We start from the raw sequence: 19,019 nt of genomic DNA on the forward strand, positions 1-19,019 counted from the left end.
TCAATCTGCCGACGGCGCTGACCAGCAATGGCGATGCCATTACCTTCACGCAGTCGAACGGTGTTTTGACCGCTACGGCCGATGCGGGCGGGGCGAATGAGCGCCCGGTCTTCACTGTGTCCATCGACGCAACGACGGGCGAGTACACCTTCACGCTGCAGGATGCGCTGGACCACCAGGATGCCAACGGCCAGAACATCGAAGGGCTGACCTTCAACATCGAAGGTCGTCCGAACGCGGCCGCCCTGGCCGAGAAGGACTTCGATCAGGATGCCATCGAAGGGCTGGCGGATGCGGTGGTGCCGCAGAGCTTCGGCGTCGACATTGTCGATGACGTGCCGGTGGCGACGGTCAACGAACTGACGACCAGCGGCCCGACCATCAAGACCGGGCGGGTCGATACCGAAACCTACGACGATCCGGATACCGGCTTCACCGTTTCGGCACGCCAGATCGACGGAAACGGCAACCTGACGAGCCTGTCGGCGAACAACATCTCGGTCGGCAATTCGACTGCGGGTCCTGGCCTGGGCGTCAAGGGATCACCGGAATCCGGTGTCGCCGGGCAGCTCGGCTACGATCCGACGGAAGCGATCTCCGAACAGTTGGTGGTCGATTTCGACTATGACGTCACTGGGGTGACCTTTACCGTCGCGAACCTGTTCAACAACGAGTTCCGCGAGGGCGAAGGCGTTGAACAGGGTCATTGGGCCGCCTACAAGGACGGTCAACTGGTTGCCGAAGGTGATTTCACCGCCAATGTCGGCAGCAATCAGGGCAGCTATGACATCAACCTGCCGGAAGGCGTGACGATCGACCAACTGGTCTTCTCCGCGACACCGTATGCCCAGGGCATTCCGGATGGGGAGGACGGTCAGACGACGACCCAGGACAGTTCCGACTACTGGATCACCGGGATCGACTTCACCTATATCGATCCGGACGGCACGGGCACGGGCGGGTCCGAGGTTACCGGCCAGACGGTCGTGGTGGACGAGGACGATCTGTCCGACGGTTCCGACACGGACAAGGAAAGCCTGAGCGCGATCGGCGACCTCAACCTCGCCGGCGAAGATCTGATTTCCATCGATTACGGCGCGGACGGTCCGGCCCCGGGTGCACCGACGGCGCTGCAATACGGCGATCTGAACTTCAGCTTCGACATGGCCAGCCTGCCGACCGGTCTGACGGCCGCCGGCGACGCGGTTACCTTCACGCAGGATAACGGCGTCCTGACGGCTATCGCCGATGCAGGCGGGGCTGATGAGCGCCCGGTCTTCACCGTGACGCTGAATCCGGACGCGACCTATACGTTCCAACTGATGGACCAGCTGGATCATCCGCAGTTCACGGCGGAAGACGTTCTGACCTTCGACTTCACCATCCTGGGCGTTCCGAAGGACGGAGTCGGCGGTACCGATTTCGACCTCGATCCGGCTTCGCTGGATGGTCTGGTCTTCGAACACGGTTTCTCGGTCCAGGTCGTCGACGACGTCCCGGTGGCGGTCGACGACAATGCCGGCCCGGTCGAGGAAGGCCAGTCGGTCAGCGGAAATCTGGTGGATTCGAACGACATTCCGGGTGCGGATGGCGCATCGGTCACCGAAATTGCCTATACCGACGAGAACGGTGCACCGGCCACGGCCACGGTCGATCCGGTCAACGGCGCCACGGTCACCACGGCGACTGGCAGCCTGACGGTTCAGGCCGACGGCAGCTACACCTTCACGACGGCGCAGGACGCGGTCACGGGCTCGCAATCGGTGACCGAAAGCTTCACCTACACCCTGACCGACGGGGATGGCGACCAGGATACGGCGGTCCTTACGGTGACGATCACCGATGATGACGAGCCGACGATCGAGATATCCTACCCGGGTGCCAATGCGGACAGCGCGGTCGTGGACGAAGACGATCTGGGCAGCGAGGCAGGCGACCTGGCCGACGGTTCCGATCAGAGCCAGGTCTCGTCCGTCAGTGGCGGCCTCAACATCGATACCGGCGATGACGGCTTCGGCTCCATCGCCCTGTCGATCCCGCAGGAACTGCAGGATATGGGCCTGACCTCCGGCGGTGAGGCGGTCAGCTACACCCTGTCCGGCGACGGTCAGACGATCACTGCCTCGGCGGATGGTCAGGATGTCTTTACGCTGACCCTGACCGGCAATGCGACGGACGGATTCGGCTGGACCTTCGATCTGACCGGACAGCTCGATCATCCTGCCGGCGCGGGCGAGAACACGATTGCCGGCATGCCCTTCGGCGTGACGGTGACCGATGCCGATGGCGACGCCGCCAGTGCCACGATCCGGGTCGACGTTGTGGACGATGTCCCGGTCGCGAACGATGACGGGACGGTCACGCTGTCGGAGGGCAACGAGACGGTCACCGGCAATGTTATGTCGAACGATGTCGAGGGCGCGGATGGTGCGGTCGTTACCTCCTTCACCTACACGGCGGAGGACGGCACGACGCAGACCGGTGCTGTCGGTGTCCAGGTGGACACGCAGTACGGCACGCTGACGGTCAATGCCGACGGCTCCTACACCTACACGAGCGATGCGGCCGAAGATCACGTCGACGGTCAGCCGCTGACGGATTCGTTCACCTACACGATCACGGATGCGGATGGCGACACGTCGTCGGCCACGCAGGCCTTCACGATCGAGGATGACGGTCCGACGATCGACCCGCCGACGCCGGAACCGCCGAACCCGCCGGAACCGCCGCCCCCGGGCGAGCCGCCGGTAGGTGAGGAAGATCCGGATCATCCGGAGATCGGCATCAATGCCGGGCGCGTCGATGAAGACGACCTGGCCGATGGTTCGGACACGTCGAAGGAGCCGACCACGGCAACCGGCACGCTGACCATCGATGGTGGTGCGGATGGCGTTGCCTCCGTGGAGTTCACCAATACGGCGCAACTGCCGAGCCTGACTTCGGGCGGTGTGGCGATCGAGTACACGCTGTCCAATGACGGTCAGACGATCACCGGTTCCGCAGGGGGCGAGTCCGTCTTCACGATGGCGCTGACCAATGGCGGCACGGGCTACAGCTTTGAAGTGCTGGGCACGATCGACCATCCGGAAGGCCAGGATCAGAATGAAGTCGACCTGCCATTCACGGTTACCGTGACGGATGGGGACGGTTCGACGGCCAGTGCCACTTTCCATATCTCCGTTGTGGACGATGTCCCGACGGCGGTGGATGACGCGACGGTCACGCTGTCTGAGGGCAACGAGACGGTCACCGGCAATGTTATGTCGAACGATGTCGAGGGCGCGGATGGTGCGGTCGTCACCTCCTTCACCTACACGGCGGAGGACGGCACGTCGCAAACCGGTTCTGTCGGTGTCCAGGTGGACACGCAGTACGGCACGCTGACGGTCAATGCCGACGGCTCCTACACCTACACGAGCGATGCGAATGAAGCGCATACGGACGGCCAGCCGCTGACCGAAGGCTTCACCTACACGATCACCGATGCGGATGGAGACAGTTCTTCGGCGGTCCAGGCCTTCACGATCAAGGATACGGGCCCGACGATCGACCCGCCGACGCCGGAACCGCCGAACCCGCCGGAACCGCCGCCCCCGGGCGAGCCGCCGGTTGGTGAGGAAGATCCGGATCATCCGGAGATCGGTATCAATGCCGGCCGTGTGAACGAGAATGACCTCGCGGACGGTTCCGACACCGACAAGGAAAGCACGACCGTCACGGGCGAGTTGAACATCGACTACGGCAATGACGGTCCGGGTGGTGTTGCGTTCACCAACGAAGGCGACCTGCCGGCGCTGACGTCGAACGGTGTCCCGATCACCTATTCGAACGATGGTGGAACGATTACCGGCATGGCCGGCGGCACGACCATCTTCACGATGACGCTGACGGGCGGCGGTACGGGCTATGCGTTCGAACTGACCGGTCAGATTGATCATCCGGAAGGCGACGGTACGAATGAAGTCGACCTGCCGTTCACGGTGACGGTGACCGACAGCGACGGGTCGACGGCGTCGAACACGTTCCACATCTCGGTCGTGGACGATGTCCCGACCGCAGTGGATGACCCGACCAAGACGCTGCAAGAAGGCGGCGAATCCGTCTCCGGCAACGTCATGGATAACGACATCCGCGGTGCGGACGATCCGGTCACGGTGACGGAGATCACCTATACGGATGAAAGCGGCCAGCAGGTGACGACGGCGGTGGATCCGGTCAACGGGGTCACGGTCGACACGCAATACGGCTCGCTGACCATCGCGTCGGATGGTTCGTATACCTACACGTCCGATGCGAACGAGACCCATACGGACGGCCAGCCGCTGACCGAAGGCTTCACTTACACGATTACCGACAATGACGGCGACAGTTCTTCGGCGGTCCAGGCCTTCACGATCACCGATGATGGTCCCACGATCACGCCGCCGACGCCTCCGACCTCGCCGCCCCCGGGTGACGAGAATGATCCGTCCATCGGGGCCGGTGAATTCCTGGTCGACGAAGACGATCTGGGCAGCGAAGCGGGCGATCTGGCGACCGGCTCGGACGGCAGTCAGGATAGTTCGACCTCCGGTACGCTGGATATCGACGGCGGAGCTGATGGCATTGCCAGTGTTGTGCTGAGCATTCCGCAGGGCCTCGTCGATATGAACCTGACGTCCGGCGGGACGCCTGTGACCTATACGCTGTCGCAGGACGGTCAATCGATTACCGGTTCTGCAGGGGGCGAGTCTGTCTTCACCCTGACGCTGACGGGCAATTCGACGGACGGCTACGGCTTCAACTTCGACCTGACCGGGGTGCTGGACCACCCGACCGGCCAGGGCGAGAACGTGATCAACGATCTGCCCTTCGACATCACGGTGACCGACGGCGACGGCGGCACCGCGACGGCGACGCTGGAGATCGACGTGGTCGACGATGTGCCGACGGCGCATGACGATGGTGTGGTCACGGTGGGCGAGTGCACCACCGGCGGCGGTGGCGATTTGCCGGAAATGGATCACGATATTTCGAATATCGTGCTGTATCTGGCCGACAACACGACCGGCGACATCATCAAGGTGAAGATTGAAGCCTTCGATGAAATGGATGGCGTGCGCGACCCGGATCACCTGCCGATCCAGCAGTTCGTTGACACCAACTACCCGAATGCAACTCTGGTCGCGGGCCTGACCGTCAAGGCCGGTAACAATGCCACGCCGGGCTATGGTCCCGGTGAAGGTGAGCTGTTCATCACCGATGACGGCTACACAGCGGCGAACCTGCCGACCGCGGCCAAGGCCGACGTGGAATGGGACGCATCGGACGCCTTTGACGGCATGTATATCGGCCCGAATAACCCGAGCCTGCTGTCCGACGGCACATCCGTCTCGGTCACGGTCGGGACGGATCAGGGCTCGGCCAACCTGATGGCGAATGACGAGCTGGGCGCTGACGGTGCGGCGATCACGAGCTTCACCTATACCGGTGAAGACGGTCAGTCGCATGTTGCACAGGCCGGTGAGACGGTCGATACGATCCACGGCACCCTGACCGTCAATTCGGACGGAAGCTGGAGCTACACGGTCGATCAGCAGGTGGCGAATGACGCGGGCGATGCCAGCGATACCTTCACCTACACCCTGACCGACGGCGACGGCGATACGTCGACGGCCAGCCAGACCATCGTGATCAAGGACGGTTGCATCGGTATCGATCTGGGTGCTGCCGCGACGGCGACGCTGGACGAGGACGATCTGACCACGGCGGCCGGCGATTCGGTCAATGGCACCGATGGTACTCAGGCGTCGACAATCACCAAGTCCTTCGACGTCGAATACGGCGCCGACGGGCCGGCGGCGACCGACCCGATCGTGCTGTCCGTTCCGCAGGCCCTGCAGGATATGGGCCTGACTTCCGGTGGCGATGCGATCGCCTACACGGTCTCGTCGGACGGTCTGACCCTGACCGCCAGTGCGGACGGCGAGACGGTCTTTACCGTTTCCCTGAGCGGCGATCCGGCCAGCGGGACGATGTCCTATACGTTCGACCTCGTCGGGCAGTTGGACCATCCGGCCGGTGCGGGTGAGAACGTGCTGAACATGCCGGTGGCGATCACCATTACCGACAGCGACGGCAGCCAGGCTTCGGGCACGGTTTCCCTGTCTGTCGTGGACGACGTGCCGGCGGTTGCCAACGACGCGCCCGTCATCGGACAGGCGGAATCCGTCTCGGTCGATGAGGATGATCTGGCCGACGGCACGGACGGAAGTCAGTCGACCTCCGTCTCCGGCGATCTGGGCTTCGGTTCGGGTGACGTCATCGCCATCGATTACGGCGCGGACGGGCCGGCAGCGGGGGCCCCGGCGGGCATTGCATACGGCGATCTGGACTTCACCATCGAAGGACCGGCGGGCCTCACCTCTCAGGGCGACCCCGTCACCTATACCCAGAATGGCAATGTGCTGACCGCCGAGGCGGGCGGCCGCACGGTCTTCACGGTCGAACTGAATGCCGATGGCAGCTTCACCTTCGATCTGCAGGACAGCCTCGACCACGCCGACGGCGCGGGTCAGAACGCCATGGATCTGGGCTTCACGCTGACCGGCGTGCCGAGTGCCGAAGCGATTGCCGCGGCGGTCGACGGCGACGGCGACCCGGTCCAAGGGCTCGATACGGCGAGCGTGACGCAGTCCTTCTCGGTCTCCGTCGTTGACGACGTACCGGTCGCGACCGCCAACGATCTGACCGGCGAGCCGGAGATCGTGACCGTCACGATTACCAAGGACAACTACAACGAAACCGATGCAGGGTTCACGGTAACGGGCCGCCAGATCAATTCCGACGGTACTTTGACCGACAAGTCGGGCGACCTGGTTTCGACCAACGCCAACCCGCCGGGCTTCGGTGTAACGGGGGCCGCATCGGGCGCCGATTCCGAAATCGGTTACAGCAACAGTCACGGCATCTCGGAAGAGCTGCATATCGACTTCGATCAGCCGATCACGGAAGTGACGATTGCCTATTCCTGGATGCACAGCGGGGAAGACGGGACCTACACCCTGTACCGCGACGGGCAGCCGGTGGGTACGGCCACGGTGGACGGTGTCACCGACCAGATCGACGCGGCCTTCACTGCCACGGCCGACGATGGCGGTCCGTTCAACAGCATCGTGTTCACGGCGCCGAGCGGCGGCGGGCATGACTTCCTGGTCCATTCGGTGCAGTTCCAGCAGACGGTGACAGGCGGCGGCGTCGTTGCCGAACAGGTCACGCTGGACGAGGACGACCTGATCGACGGGTCCGATCTGGACAAGGAAGGTCTCACGGCGAACGGCAACCTGAACCTCGCGGGCGAGGAACTGGTGACGATCGATTACGGCGCGGACGGTCCGGCCGACGGTGCGCCGTCGGGTCTGGGCTACGGCGACCTGACCTTCACCATTGACGGCCCGGCGGGCCTGACGTCGCAGGGTGAAGCGATCACCTACGACAACTCGACCCCGGGTGAGCTGGTTGCGACGGCGGGCGGCCGCGAAGTGTTCACGGTGACGCTGAATGCCGATGGAAGCTTCTCCTTCACTCTGAAGGACACGATCGATCACGCCACAGGCGACGGCGAGAATGTCCAGGCGTTGAATTTCGGTCTGACGGGCGTGCCGAATGCCGGCACGATCACCGACTACGATCTGGATCCGGCGACCTTCGACGGGGTGCAGTTCACGCACAGCTTCCAGGTCAATGTCGTGGACGATGTCCCGACGGCGTTGGATGACAGCGCCGGTCCGGTCGAGGAAGGCCATTCGGTGTCGGGCAATGTCATGACGTCGAACGACACCGAAGGCGCCGATGGTGCGACCGTGACCTCCTTCAGCTATACCAACGGCAGCGGCCAGACGGTCGATGTCGCGGTCGATCCGCAGAATGGCGGCACGGCAACCACCGACGCAGGCACGCTGACGGTCATGGCCGACGGCAGCTACACCTTCACGGCCAATGGCAATGTGGTGAGCGGCGGTGACACGCATGTCGAAAGCTTCGGCTACACGCTGACGGACGCGGATGGCGATACGTCCTCCGCGACCCTGAACGTCACGATTACCGACGATGATGAGCCGGAAATCGAAATCTTCTATCCGGGCGACGACGATCCGAACATGGGTCCGGACGGGGCTTTCGTGGACGAGGACGATCTGGGCGTCGAAGCCGGCGATACCGACCAGGGCACGGATCAGAACCAGCCTTCCTCGGTGAGCGGCGACATTCAGCTTACGCTGGGCGAAGACGGCTTCGGGTCGATCGCTCTGTCGGTTCCGCAGGAGCTCGAGGGGCGGAATCTGACTTCGGGCGGCCAGCCGGTGAGCTACGAAGTGTCCGGCGACGGTATGACGATCACGGCCTCGGCCGATGGCGAGACCGTCTTCACCATGACCCTGACAGGCAACGCGACGGACGGCTTCGGCTGGACCTTCGACCTGACGGGCAATCTCGATCATGCCGCGGGCCAGGGCGAAAACCTGATTGCCGATCTGCCGTTCACGGTCACCGTGACCGACAGTGACGGCGACGCGGCGTCCGGTTCGATCCTGGTCGATGTGAAGGACGATGTGCCGGTCGCAACCGCGAATACCGTTCCGGTCGGCGGCAATGAAGAGCAGATCATCCAGGTCACGAATATGGGCCAGGAGAGCGCGGCCTATAACAACACCTACGGGTACTATGTGAAGGGCCCGAACGGTGAGCCGACCGAAGGCAAGATCATCTTCGCCAACACCAAGCAGGATATCGGTGAGACCTACACGATCGAAGGTCACGATCCGGCGGATGTCGGCTTCTTCGTGATCTCCAATGGCGCCTCCCTGAACGGGGGCATCTCGAACGGCATGACCGTTACCTTCGAGCAGGACAACAGCGGCGAATGGCATGCTGTGGCCGATGGTGGCCGCCTGTCGGGCCAGGGCGATCCGGTCCTGTTCGACGATCCCGCGCTGAATGAGAACAACTTCGATTACACGGTCGACAACCAAGTTGCCGGTAACCAGAACTGGGAGGACATCCCGGGTGGCGGCGACAAGGACTTCAACGACGTCAACATCAATGTCGAGGTCATCACCACGACGACGATCCCGACGGTCGATGAAGACGATCTGGCCGACGGCAGCAGCCCGGATGCCGGTGCCCTTGCGGTCAACGGCAACCTTGGCCTGGTGGGCGAAGAGCTGATCAGCATCGATTACGGTGCGGATGGTGCCGCCGATGGCGCGCCGAGCGGCCTGGGCTACAGCGACCTGACCTTTACCATCGAAGGTCCGGCGGGTCTGACCTCCCAAGGCGATGCGGTCACGTATCAGCAGAATGGCGACGTTCTGACGGCCACGGCCGGTGGGCGTGAGGTCTTCACGGTTGAGCTCAATGCCGACGGAACCTTCACCTTCACGCTGAAGGACTCCATCGACCACCAGAGCGGTTCCGGCCAGAATGTCCAGGCGCTGGCCTTCGGACTGATCGGGATCCCGACTGCCGCCGCGGCGGCCTCGGCCGAGGATTTCGACTTCGATCCGGCCAGCTTCGACGGCGTGCAGTTCACCCACAGCTTCCAGGTCAATGTGGTCGATGACGTGCCGCTGGCGGTTGACGACAGCCAAGTCACGCTGGACGAAGGCGGTGTCACCGTCACCGGTCAGCTGATGGGCAACGATGTGGAAGGTGCGGACGGCGCGTCGGTTACCTCCTTCACCTACAGCGACGTCAACGGCGACACGCAGACGGGTGCGGTCGGGCAGGAAGTCCAGACCGAACACGGTGCGCTGACCGTCAATGCCGACGGCAGCTACACCTACACGTCCAACACGTCGGTCGACAATCCGAACGGTGATGCCGTGACGGATGCGATCACCTACACGATCACCGATGCGGATGGCGACACGTCCACGGCGACGCACAGCTTCGAAATCGAAGACACGCTGCCCGAATTGTCGCTGCAGATCGGCCCGGCGGAAGGCTATGAGGATCAGCCGATCGGCCTGTCCATCTCCGCCGATCTGGCCCAGGCCAACAATGCGGTGACCGTGGGGGTCGAACTGAACAACGTGCCGACCGATGCGGTGCTTGTGACCGGGACCGGTCAGACCCTGACGGGGGCGGGCAGCTATACGCTGACGCCGGACGATCTGGATGGTCTGACGATCCAGGCCGGCCCGCACTCGGCCGACGATTTCGGCATCACGGTGACGGCGACGGCGACCCATACGGTCACCGGCGAGACCTTCACCACCGACCCGATGCCGCTGCCGGTGACGGTCCACGAGATCGCGGACGGCCCGACCCTGACCGTCACGGCCGATGTGGTCGCGGAAGGCGATGAAGGGACCGACGACATCCTGATCGGCGGCGCGGGTAGCGATACGCTGCTGGGTGGTGCCGGTGACGACACGATCGAAGGGCAGGGCGGCAACGACCTGCTGATCGGGGACGAGTATGACGGCATCATGTCCGCCGCGCTCAACATCGATGTCGGCCTGATCGACCAGGACGGCTCGGAAGTGGCGTCCCTCACCCTGAGCGGTCTGCCGGCAGGCGCCGCGCTGAACTCCGACACTGGAGCGATCACGGTCACCAACGGCTCGGCCGAGCTGACCGTGGCGGATCTGCAGGGCCTGACGATTACCTTCCCGGCCGGAACAGACGCGTTCGACATCCAGGTCGCGGCGCGGACGGTCGACACCGATGCGGATAACAACACCACCGACACGTCGGCGGATGTAATCCAGACCATCAGTGTCAGCCTGCCGGGCGGCGATGGCTACGGCGACGACACGATCACCGGCGGCGCCGGCGACGATACGATCTACGGCAACCGGGGCGACGATATCCTGCACGGCGACGGGCCGGATGCCTGCCCGCCGAACCACGAGATCGTCAGCGGCACGCAGCAGGTCTTCGTGACCGATCGTGGTCCGTTCGTCTCCATCGGGGATGACAGCGGCAACGGCGATATCGGCGAACCGGGCGAGGCTGGCCATGTCTCCGAAGGTGGCTTCACGGTGTCCGGCACGCTGGCCGGCGTCGGGACGGGTGTGGTGACGTCGATCACCTACACGGCCGAAGACGGTCAGGCGCTGACGGCGCTGGTCGATGCCACCAACGGTGTCACGGTCGACACGCAGTACGGGATGCTGACGGTCAATGCCGACGGCAGCTTCAGCTACACGTCCGACCATGATGAAGATCACGGTACCAGCGGTGACCCGCTGCCGGATCCGTTCTCCTTCACCGCGACGGTCCCGACGGGCGAATTCGGCGAAGGCGAGATCACCGCGGACAATTACAACGAAACCGGCGCCGGCTTCACGGTGACCGCGCGTTCGCTGGACGAGAACGGCAACCTGACCGAAGCCTCGGTCGACAATGTCTCGACCGGCAACAGCACGGCCGGTGCGGCCTTCGGTGTCCGCGGCAATACCGGCGGGCCGGCGGGTCAGCTCGGCTACGATGCGGAAGAGCAGGCCTCCGAGGAACTGATCGTCACCTTCGATCAGGACGTCAGCGGCGTGACCTTCTCCGTGGCCAACCACTACGAGACGGAAAGCGGCGGCGAAGTTGGACATTGGGTTGCCTACAAGGACGGCAATGTCGTCGCCCAGGGTGATTTCATCGCACCGGACGGCCAGAACCAGGCCACCCTTTCGCTGGACCTGCCGACCGGTGTGACGATCGACCAGTTGGTCTTCTCCGCGAAGCCCTATGCCGGCGGTCAGTCCACGACATCCGACAGCTCCGATTACTGGATCACGAACATCACGTACCAGTACGGGACGGCGCCGGGCGGCGATGAGACCTTCAACGACACGCTCTACGGCGAAGAAGGCAACGACCAGCTCTACGGTGACAAGGGCAACGACATCCTGCGTGGCGGTGCGGACAGCGATACCGTCGACGGCGGTACGGGCATCGACGATGTCCATGCCGGCTCGGAAGACGATGTCGGTCTGTTCACCGTGGGTGAAGGTGGTGTCGGCGAGCGGTATGACGGCGGCACCGGGACGGATACGCTGCGGATCAAGTACACCGACGCGGATCTCCAGAACCCGGCCATTGTCGAGGAACTGCGTGAAATCCAGCAGTTCATTGCCGACAATTCCAACCCGCTCACCGATAGCGGGGCCGAGCGGACCTTCGAGGCCCTGGGCATTACCGTCCAGGATTGGGAAGACGTCGTGCTCGACGGCCCGCCGCTGCCGAACCCGGTGGATGCGAACGACGACACCGACTCCCTGATCGAGGGCGGTCAGACGACGACGGGCAACCTGCTCAGCAACGACGAAACGGGCGGCGGCCAGATCACCTCCTTCACCTACACGAAGGAAGACGGCACCACCGGCACGGCGTCCGCGGGCGACACGGTCGATACGATCTATGGCGAACTGACCGTTCAGGCGGACGGCAGCTACACCTACACGTCCGACCCGTCGGAAGACCACAGCGGCGGCGATCTCAACGAGACCGTCACCTATACCGTGACCAACCAGTACGGCAGCGACGATGCCACGTTGACGATCAATGTCGGCGATACGGTCCCGGATGCCGTGGACGATGCCAACAGCACCGTCGAGGGTGGTCAGGCGATCACCGGCAACCTGCTGAACAATGACGATCTGGGCGCCGACGGCTCGACGCTGACCTCGTTCACCTACACGGACGCGAACGGCAATCAGCAGACGGCCAGTGCCGGTTCCACGGTCACGACCCAGACCGGGTCACTGACGGTTCAGGCAAACGGCGCATACAGCTTCACGGCCAATGACAGCGTGGTGCATGACACCGACGGCCAGATCGAGCAGGAGGTCTTCTCCTATACGATCACCGACGGTGACGGCGACACCGCGTCGGCCACGGCGACGATCGACATCGCGGATACCAATCCGGAAGTCGACGCCATCGCGGCCCCGGCGAACGGTCTGGAAGATCAGTGGATCCAGCTCAACATGGACAGCGCGCTGCTGACCAGTGAAGGGCCGGATACGGTGTCGATCACGATCACCGGTGTGCCGGAAGGCGCGCGCCTGAATCCGGGGACGGAAGTCGAGCCGGGTGTCTGGACGACGACGGCGGCGGAGCTGCCGAGCGTCTGCATCCTGCCGCCGGAAGACTTCTCCGGTGAAATCGACCTGACCCTGACGGTCACCACGACCGATGTCGACGGTGATACCGATACGGACAGCGAAACCTTCACGGTCTTCGTCGCCCCGGTCGTCGACGAGATCGATCTGGCCGTCCAGGACGCAACGGCGGTGCCGTGCAACGATCCGAATGAGCCGGGCGAAGGCCTGCGTGTGACGAATATGGGTCAGGAAAGCGCGGCCTATCACAACACCTACGGCTACTTCGTCATCGGTGCGGGCGGCGTCCCGACGGTGGGTCAGATCCTGTTCGCCAACACGAAGCAGGAAATCGGTGTCACCAAGGAAATCGAAGGCGTCGACCCGGACGATGTCGGCTTCTTCGTGATCTCCAACGGCGCCAATCTGAATCCGGGTCTTGCCAACGGAACCGAAGTGACCTTCCAGCAGGACGGCAGCGGCAACTGGGTCGCCCATACGGCGAACGGTCCGCTGTCCGGTCAGGGCGATCCGGTCATCTTCTCGACCCCGGGTCTGAACGAAGGCAACTTCGATTACACCCAGGACAATGCCGTTGTCGGCAATCAGAACTGGGAAGACATCCCGGGCGGCGGTGACAACGACTTCAATGACGTCAACATGAACGTCGAGCGCTACACGATCGACGCGCCGTCCAACGACGCGGACATCACCGGCACTGACGGCAACGACGTCCTGGTCGGCACGGCGGCGGATGAGATCATCACCGGTGGAGACGGTGACGACACCATCACCGGCATGGGCGGCGACGATACCCTGCTGGGCGAAGGCGGTCGCGACACGATCTACGGCGACGGCGGTCCGGATGCGGGTGAGGGCGGCGTGGTTGTGGTCGGCCAGCCGAGTGTGATCTTCCAGAGCTCGTTCGAGCAACTGCCGGATGATGTCCAGCAGTCGAATCCGAGCTACTTCGCGCAGAGCATCGACGGCTGGCACACCACGGCGGAGGATGTCGAGATCTGGACCGATCAGATGGTCCGCGATCTGGGCGATCAGCCGGACGGTACGACCTCGGCGGCGGATGGTGACAACTTCGTCGAACTGAACAACGTTCCGAGCGACGCGTTCTCCGACTCCGACGGCATCTACCGCGATGTCCCGACCGAGGCGGGCAAGGTCTACGAACTGACCTTCAGCTATTCGGGTCGTCCGGGCTATGACGATACGGTCAACCAGATGACGGTTTCCGTCGATGGCGTCGATCTGGGCGAATACGCCCACGATATGGAGCACGCGACGGATCACGACTGGCAGACGGTCACCGTGAAGTTCACCGGAACCGGCGAGCCGATGCGGATCATGTTCCAGGAATCCTCGGAACACGATCAGAGCTACGGCCGTGGCATGTCGCTGGACAACATTATCCTGACCGATACCGGAACCAAGGTGGTCGACGGTATCGAAGGCGACAGCTTCAACGACACGATCTACGGCGGTGCCGACAACGACTACATCGACGGCCAGCAGGGCAACGATGTGATCTACGGCGACGACCCGATGGGGCTGGGCTATGACGGCTGCTTCACCGCGCCGGTATCCATCGCCGTCGGTGACAACGACATCGACGGGTCCGAAGTCCTGACGGTTGAAATCGGTGCCATCCCGCAGGGGGCGACGCTGTTCAACACGGCCGGCGATACTTTCTCGGGCTCGCAGGTTCACGTCCTGACGCCGGATCAACTGGACGGGTTGCAGATCCGCGTGCCGAACGGTACGGGCGACTTCACCCTGACGGTCGAAGTCACCTCGTTGGATACCGATCCGGATCGCGGTGAAACCGATACGGGCACGGTCTCGGCCACGATCGATATCGACATTCCGGACACGTCGGGCGGAACCGGCGTTCCGGGCGACGATACGATCCTGGGCGGCAGTGGTGCCGACACGATCTACGGTCAGCAGGGTGACGACGTCATTTATGGCGATCAAGGGCCCGGCATGCAGGCGCCTGGCGGCGATCCGGAACCCGAACCGGAACCCCAGCCGCAGGAAGTCACTTTCGGTCTGTCGACGCCGAGCTATTCCGACGATCCGCTGAACCTGTATCCCAGCAACGGCGACTCCTATGCCCGGGGCTACACGGATGGCGGCGACTATGTCGTGAAGATCGGCGGCAAGGACGATTGCGACATCTGCAACATGGCCGGTGGCTACACCACGAACTTCACCGTGGATGAGGCCGCGACCGACGGCACGCTGACCTTCAGCTACCGCATGACCTTCGACCGTGACTACGAGTCGAATGAATACGGTGAGGTCTGGGTCGCCATCGACGGCCAGAAGGTCATGCTGAACGGCAATGACTATGTCCAGAAAGTCAGCGGCAACGGCAATGGCGGCGATGATTTCGACAGTGGCTGGCAGACGGTCACGATCGATATCGGCAACCTGTCGCCAGGGGCGCATTCGGTCACGCTCGGCGGGTACAACAACGCCAAGACGACCCAGAGCGAGGAGATGACGGTCCGCTTCACCGATATCGAAGTGACCGGCATGGTCGGCGGTACCGGCGATACGGGCGATACCGGCTCCGACGTCAACGCCATCTTCCACTTCGGTCTGGATGACGTGACCTGGAGCAGCAACGAGACCGTCACCGACAGTGTCAGCGGCCTGACCGGCACCGCCAAGGGCGGCACCGGCGCGACCGGCGGCACCGATGGCGGCGGGGCCCAGTTCGACGGCGACTGCGATTATATCGAAGTGCCGCACAACGCCGCGATGGAAACCCAGACCGGGACCTTCACCATCGACTTCCTGGCGTGGAACAACGGGACGCTGGCTTCGAAGGACTCCAGCGGCTACGACGACGGCGGCCATTTCGATATGGAGGTCAACAGCGACCGCGAGGTGAAGCTGCGCTTCCAGACCGAAAGCGAGAGCTTCTATCTCGAAGGCGGCAACATCGACTATCAGAACTGGCACAATGCCACCGTGACCTGGGACGGCACGACCGTGTCGCTCTACGTCGACGGCAACCTGGTCGACAGCGTCGCTTCCGACTGGAACATGGCTGCCAACCAGAACCCGTGGACCTTCGCGGCGTCGCAGACGCATAGCGGCGATGACACCGCAAACAACCTGCGGGATTACCTGAGTGGCAAGATCGACAGTCCGGCCCTCTTCGACGGCGCGCTGAGTGCTCAGGAAGTGGCCGCGATGGTCAACAGCGGAACCGGGTATTTCATCGAGAATCTGGGCAGCGGCTCTGGTGCGGAGAGCGTGGACCTCGACATCGAAGGCACCAATATCGACACGGCCGCGGTCGTGGCGAGCTGGGATGCCGCCGGTGTCAATCTGGAGGCGCTGCGGTACGACGCGGGGACCGACAGCTACAGCAATGCGTCCTTCTCGACGAAGAATGTCGGCTTCACCATCACGTCGAACCACACCGACGACACCAGCCTGCACGGCAGCTACAGCTACGCCGGCATCTCGGTCGCGGGTGGTATCGATGGCGGTGAGATCGACACGCAGGACGGCAGCGACGCCACCGGAACCGAAGTCATGCGGATGACCTTCGATAATCCGATGGCCTCTGTGAAAGTCACCGTCTCGGCCCTGTTCGACGGGGAGACCCAAGATACGGCGGATCACGGTCCGTTCGATCCGGGCTACCTGGAGCAGGCTCGCTGGACCGCCTTCGGTCCGGATGGGCAGACGGCGACCGGTGTCATCGATGGGACGGTGAACGGTCTGGCCAGCGCCACGATCGATACCGGCTTCCCGATCACGCGGATCGAGTTGGCTCCGGTGGATGACGGGGCGGGCCAAAGCGGCCACAACTCGGACTTCCTGCTGAAGGCGATCGAGGCCGAACCGGTGGTAACCGACGGTCCCGACACGCCGGATGGTTCCGTGTCCTATGACGACGTCATTCACGGCGGCACGGGCAATGACCAGATCCATGGCCAGTACGGCAACGACATCCTTCAGGGCGGTGCCGGCAACGACATCGTCGCGGGCGGTGCCGGTCGCGACTGGATCATGGGCGGCAGCGACAGCGGGTCCGCTTCGACAGGGCCGCAGGCGATCACCGTCACCTTCGAGGGGACCGACGCGGGGTATTCGAACTCGGTCGGCTACTATGTCCTGGATGATGAAGGAACACCGGAAACGGGTGAGGTCATCTGGGCCAACCTGCATCAGACCGATGTCGGTTCGACCCACACGATCCTGCTCGACGGTTTCGACCAGGACGATGTCGGCTTCTTCCTGATCCCGGATGGCGGCGACAAGAATGCCGGTCTGACGGACGGGACCGAGGTGACCTTCGGAGAGAACCAGGACGGCTCCGTCACGGTCTATGCCGACGGTCAGGCCCTGCAGGGTCAGGACGCGGACGCCTACTTCTCGAATCCGGCCAGCCTGAACGTCGACGGCCAGGACCACACCCAGGTCACGGAAATCCTCGACGGTGTCGGCCTGACCATCAACAGCGATGGCAAGGACGGCGTCCTGAGTGCTGACAATGTCGGCTTCTCGGGGCAGCAGGTCACCGCCGAAGTCGGCTTCAAGTCGACGGAGCTGGGCGACAACTTCACGCCGATCCTGTCCTATTCGGCCGGCCGGAATAACGGAAACGAGTTCACCATCGGGGCGCAGAACGGTGTCCTGACGATCCTCGTCGCCGGTGTCTCCGTGGCCACGAACATCCTGGCTTCCGGGCTGTTCGATGGGGACGAGCACATGATCTCGGCCAGCTGGGACGGCAGCAACGGCAACCTGAAGGTCTATGTCGACGGCGTCGAAGGCTTCTCGACCACCGGCATTGCCCAGGGCGAAACGATCCAGGGCGGCGGTACGCTGGTCTTCGGGCAGGAGCAGGACAGCAATGGTGGCGGTTACGACAGCGACCAGGTGTTCTCCGGCACCTATACCCAGGCCCGTCTGTTCGACGATCTGCGTGACCCGGTCGAAATCGCCGAAAGTGCCGGCGAAGCGCTTCCGGACGATGCCGACAACGTTGTCGCGGATTATCGCTTCGGCGGCTACGACAGCGGCAGCAAGTCGGTCGAAGATGTGTCGGGCAACGGCAATGACCTGACCTACGAGACGGTGGACGGCTTCCCGGCCTCCAGCGATCCGGAGGTTGTCGTCGGTGGTGCCGGTGAGACGCTGATCGGCTTCGAGGACCTGTTGAATGGCGGCGACCAGGACTTCAACGACGCCATCCTGTCGGTTCGTCCGGCACCGACGGCGGCGGACTTCCAGGCTGGCGACCAGCTCTGGGGTGGCGAAGTCGGCGGCACGGGCGATGGCGAGAAGGATGCCTTCTTCTACGCCCGCGGCGACGGCGTGGACACGATCCACGACTTCGAAATGGGCACGGACCAGCTGTTCATCAGCGGCTATGACCGTGGCGAGATGACGATCGTCAAGGATGGCGACGACACGATCATCAGCCTCGGCGATGGCGGCGCGATCAAGCTGGTCGGTGTGGATGCGGATCTCTTCGGGACGGACGAGAACATTGCCTCCTACGACGCCGATACCGACGGCAGCGGGGCATTGAACATCGACGAACTGATGGAGTTGAGAGATGACGTGCTGGCCGATGGTGGCGAGCAGGGCGACAACACCGCCCCGCCTGCTGCCGGAGATGCCGGTATCGTTATGGTCGCACCGGTTGAACCCGGTCTGACCGACGCCGGCGGGAACGAGGACCCTCAGAACGGGTAAGTCCCGGTCTCGCTTAACACAGTACCCCTCGTTACGAGACGGCGGTGGCCCCAGCCCGGGCCCCGCCGTTTCACGTTCGCGCCGCAAATTTTTCCGCGGCCGGGGTGAACTTTGGCCTGAATCGTGCTTAAGTGATCGGGGCGGTGCGCCTTCAAGCGCCGCATTTTGCGTGTCGGAGGCGCGGTGCCTTGGGAGTGG

The 19,019-nt window shown here is 63.5% G+C and carries 1 protein-coding gene (only partly in view); it reads left to right on the forward strand.

Going from position 1 to position 19,019, the window contains the following annotated elements:
- Positions 1 to 18,821 carry the 3' portion of a DUF5801 repeats-in-toxin domain-containing protein gene (locus R8L07_14160; GenBank protein ID MDW3206675.1) on the forward strand. Its footprint begins 15,508 nt before the window's first position, so the window shows 18,821 of its 34,329 coding nt (coding positions 15,509-34,329); the start codon falls outside the window, past its left edge; the stop codon is at positions 18,819 to 18,821.
- Positions 18,822 to 19,019: the final 198 nt, after the last annotated feature.

Source organism: Alphaproteobacteria bacterium (genome assembly GCA_033344895.1).
Taxonomy (GTDB): domain Bacteria; phylum Pseudomonadota; class Alphaproteobacteria; order UBA8366; family Aestuariispiraceae; genus Pacificispira.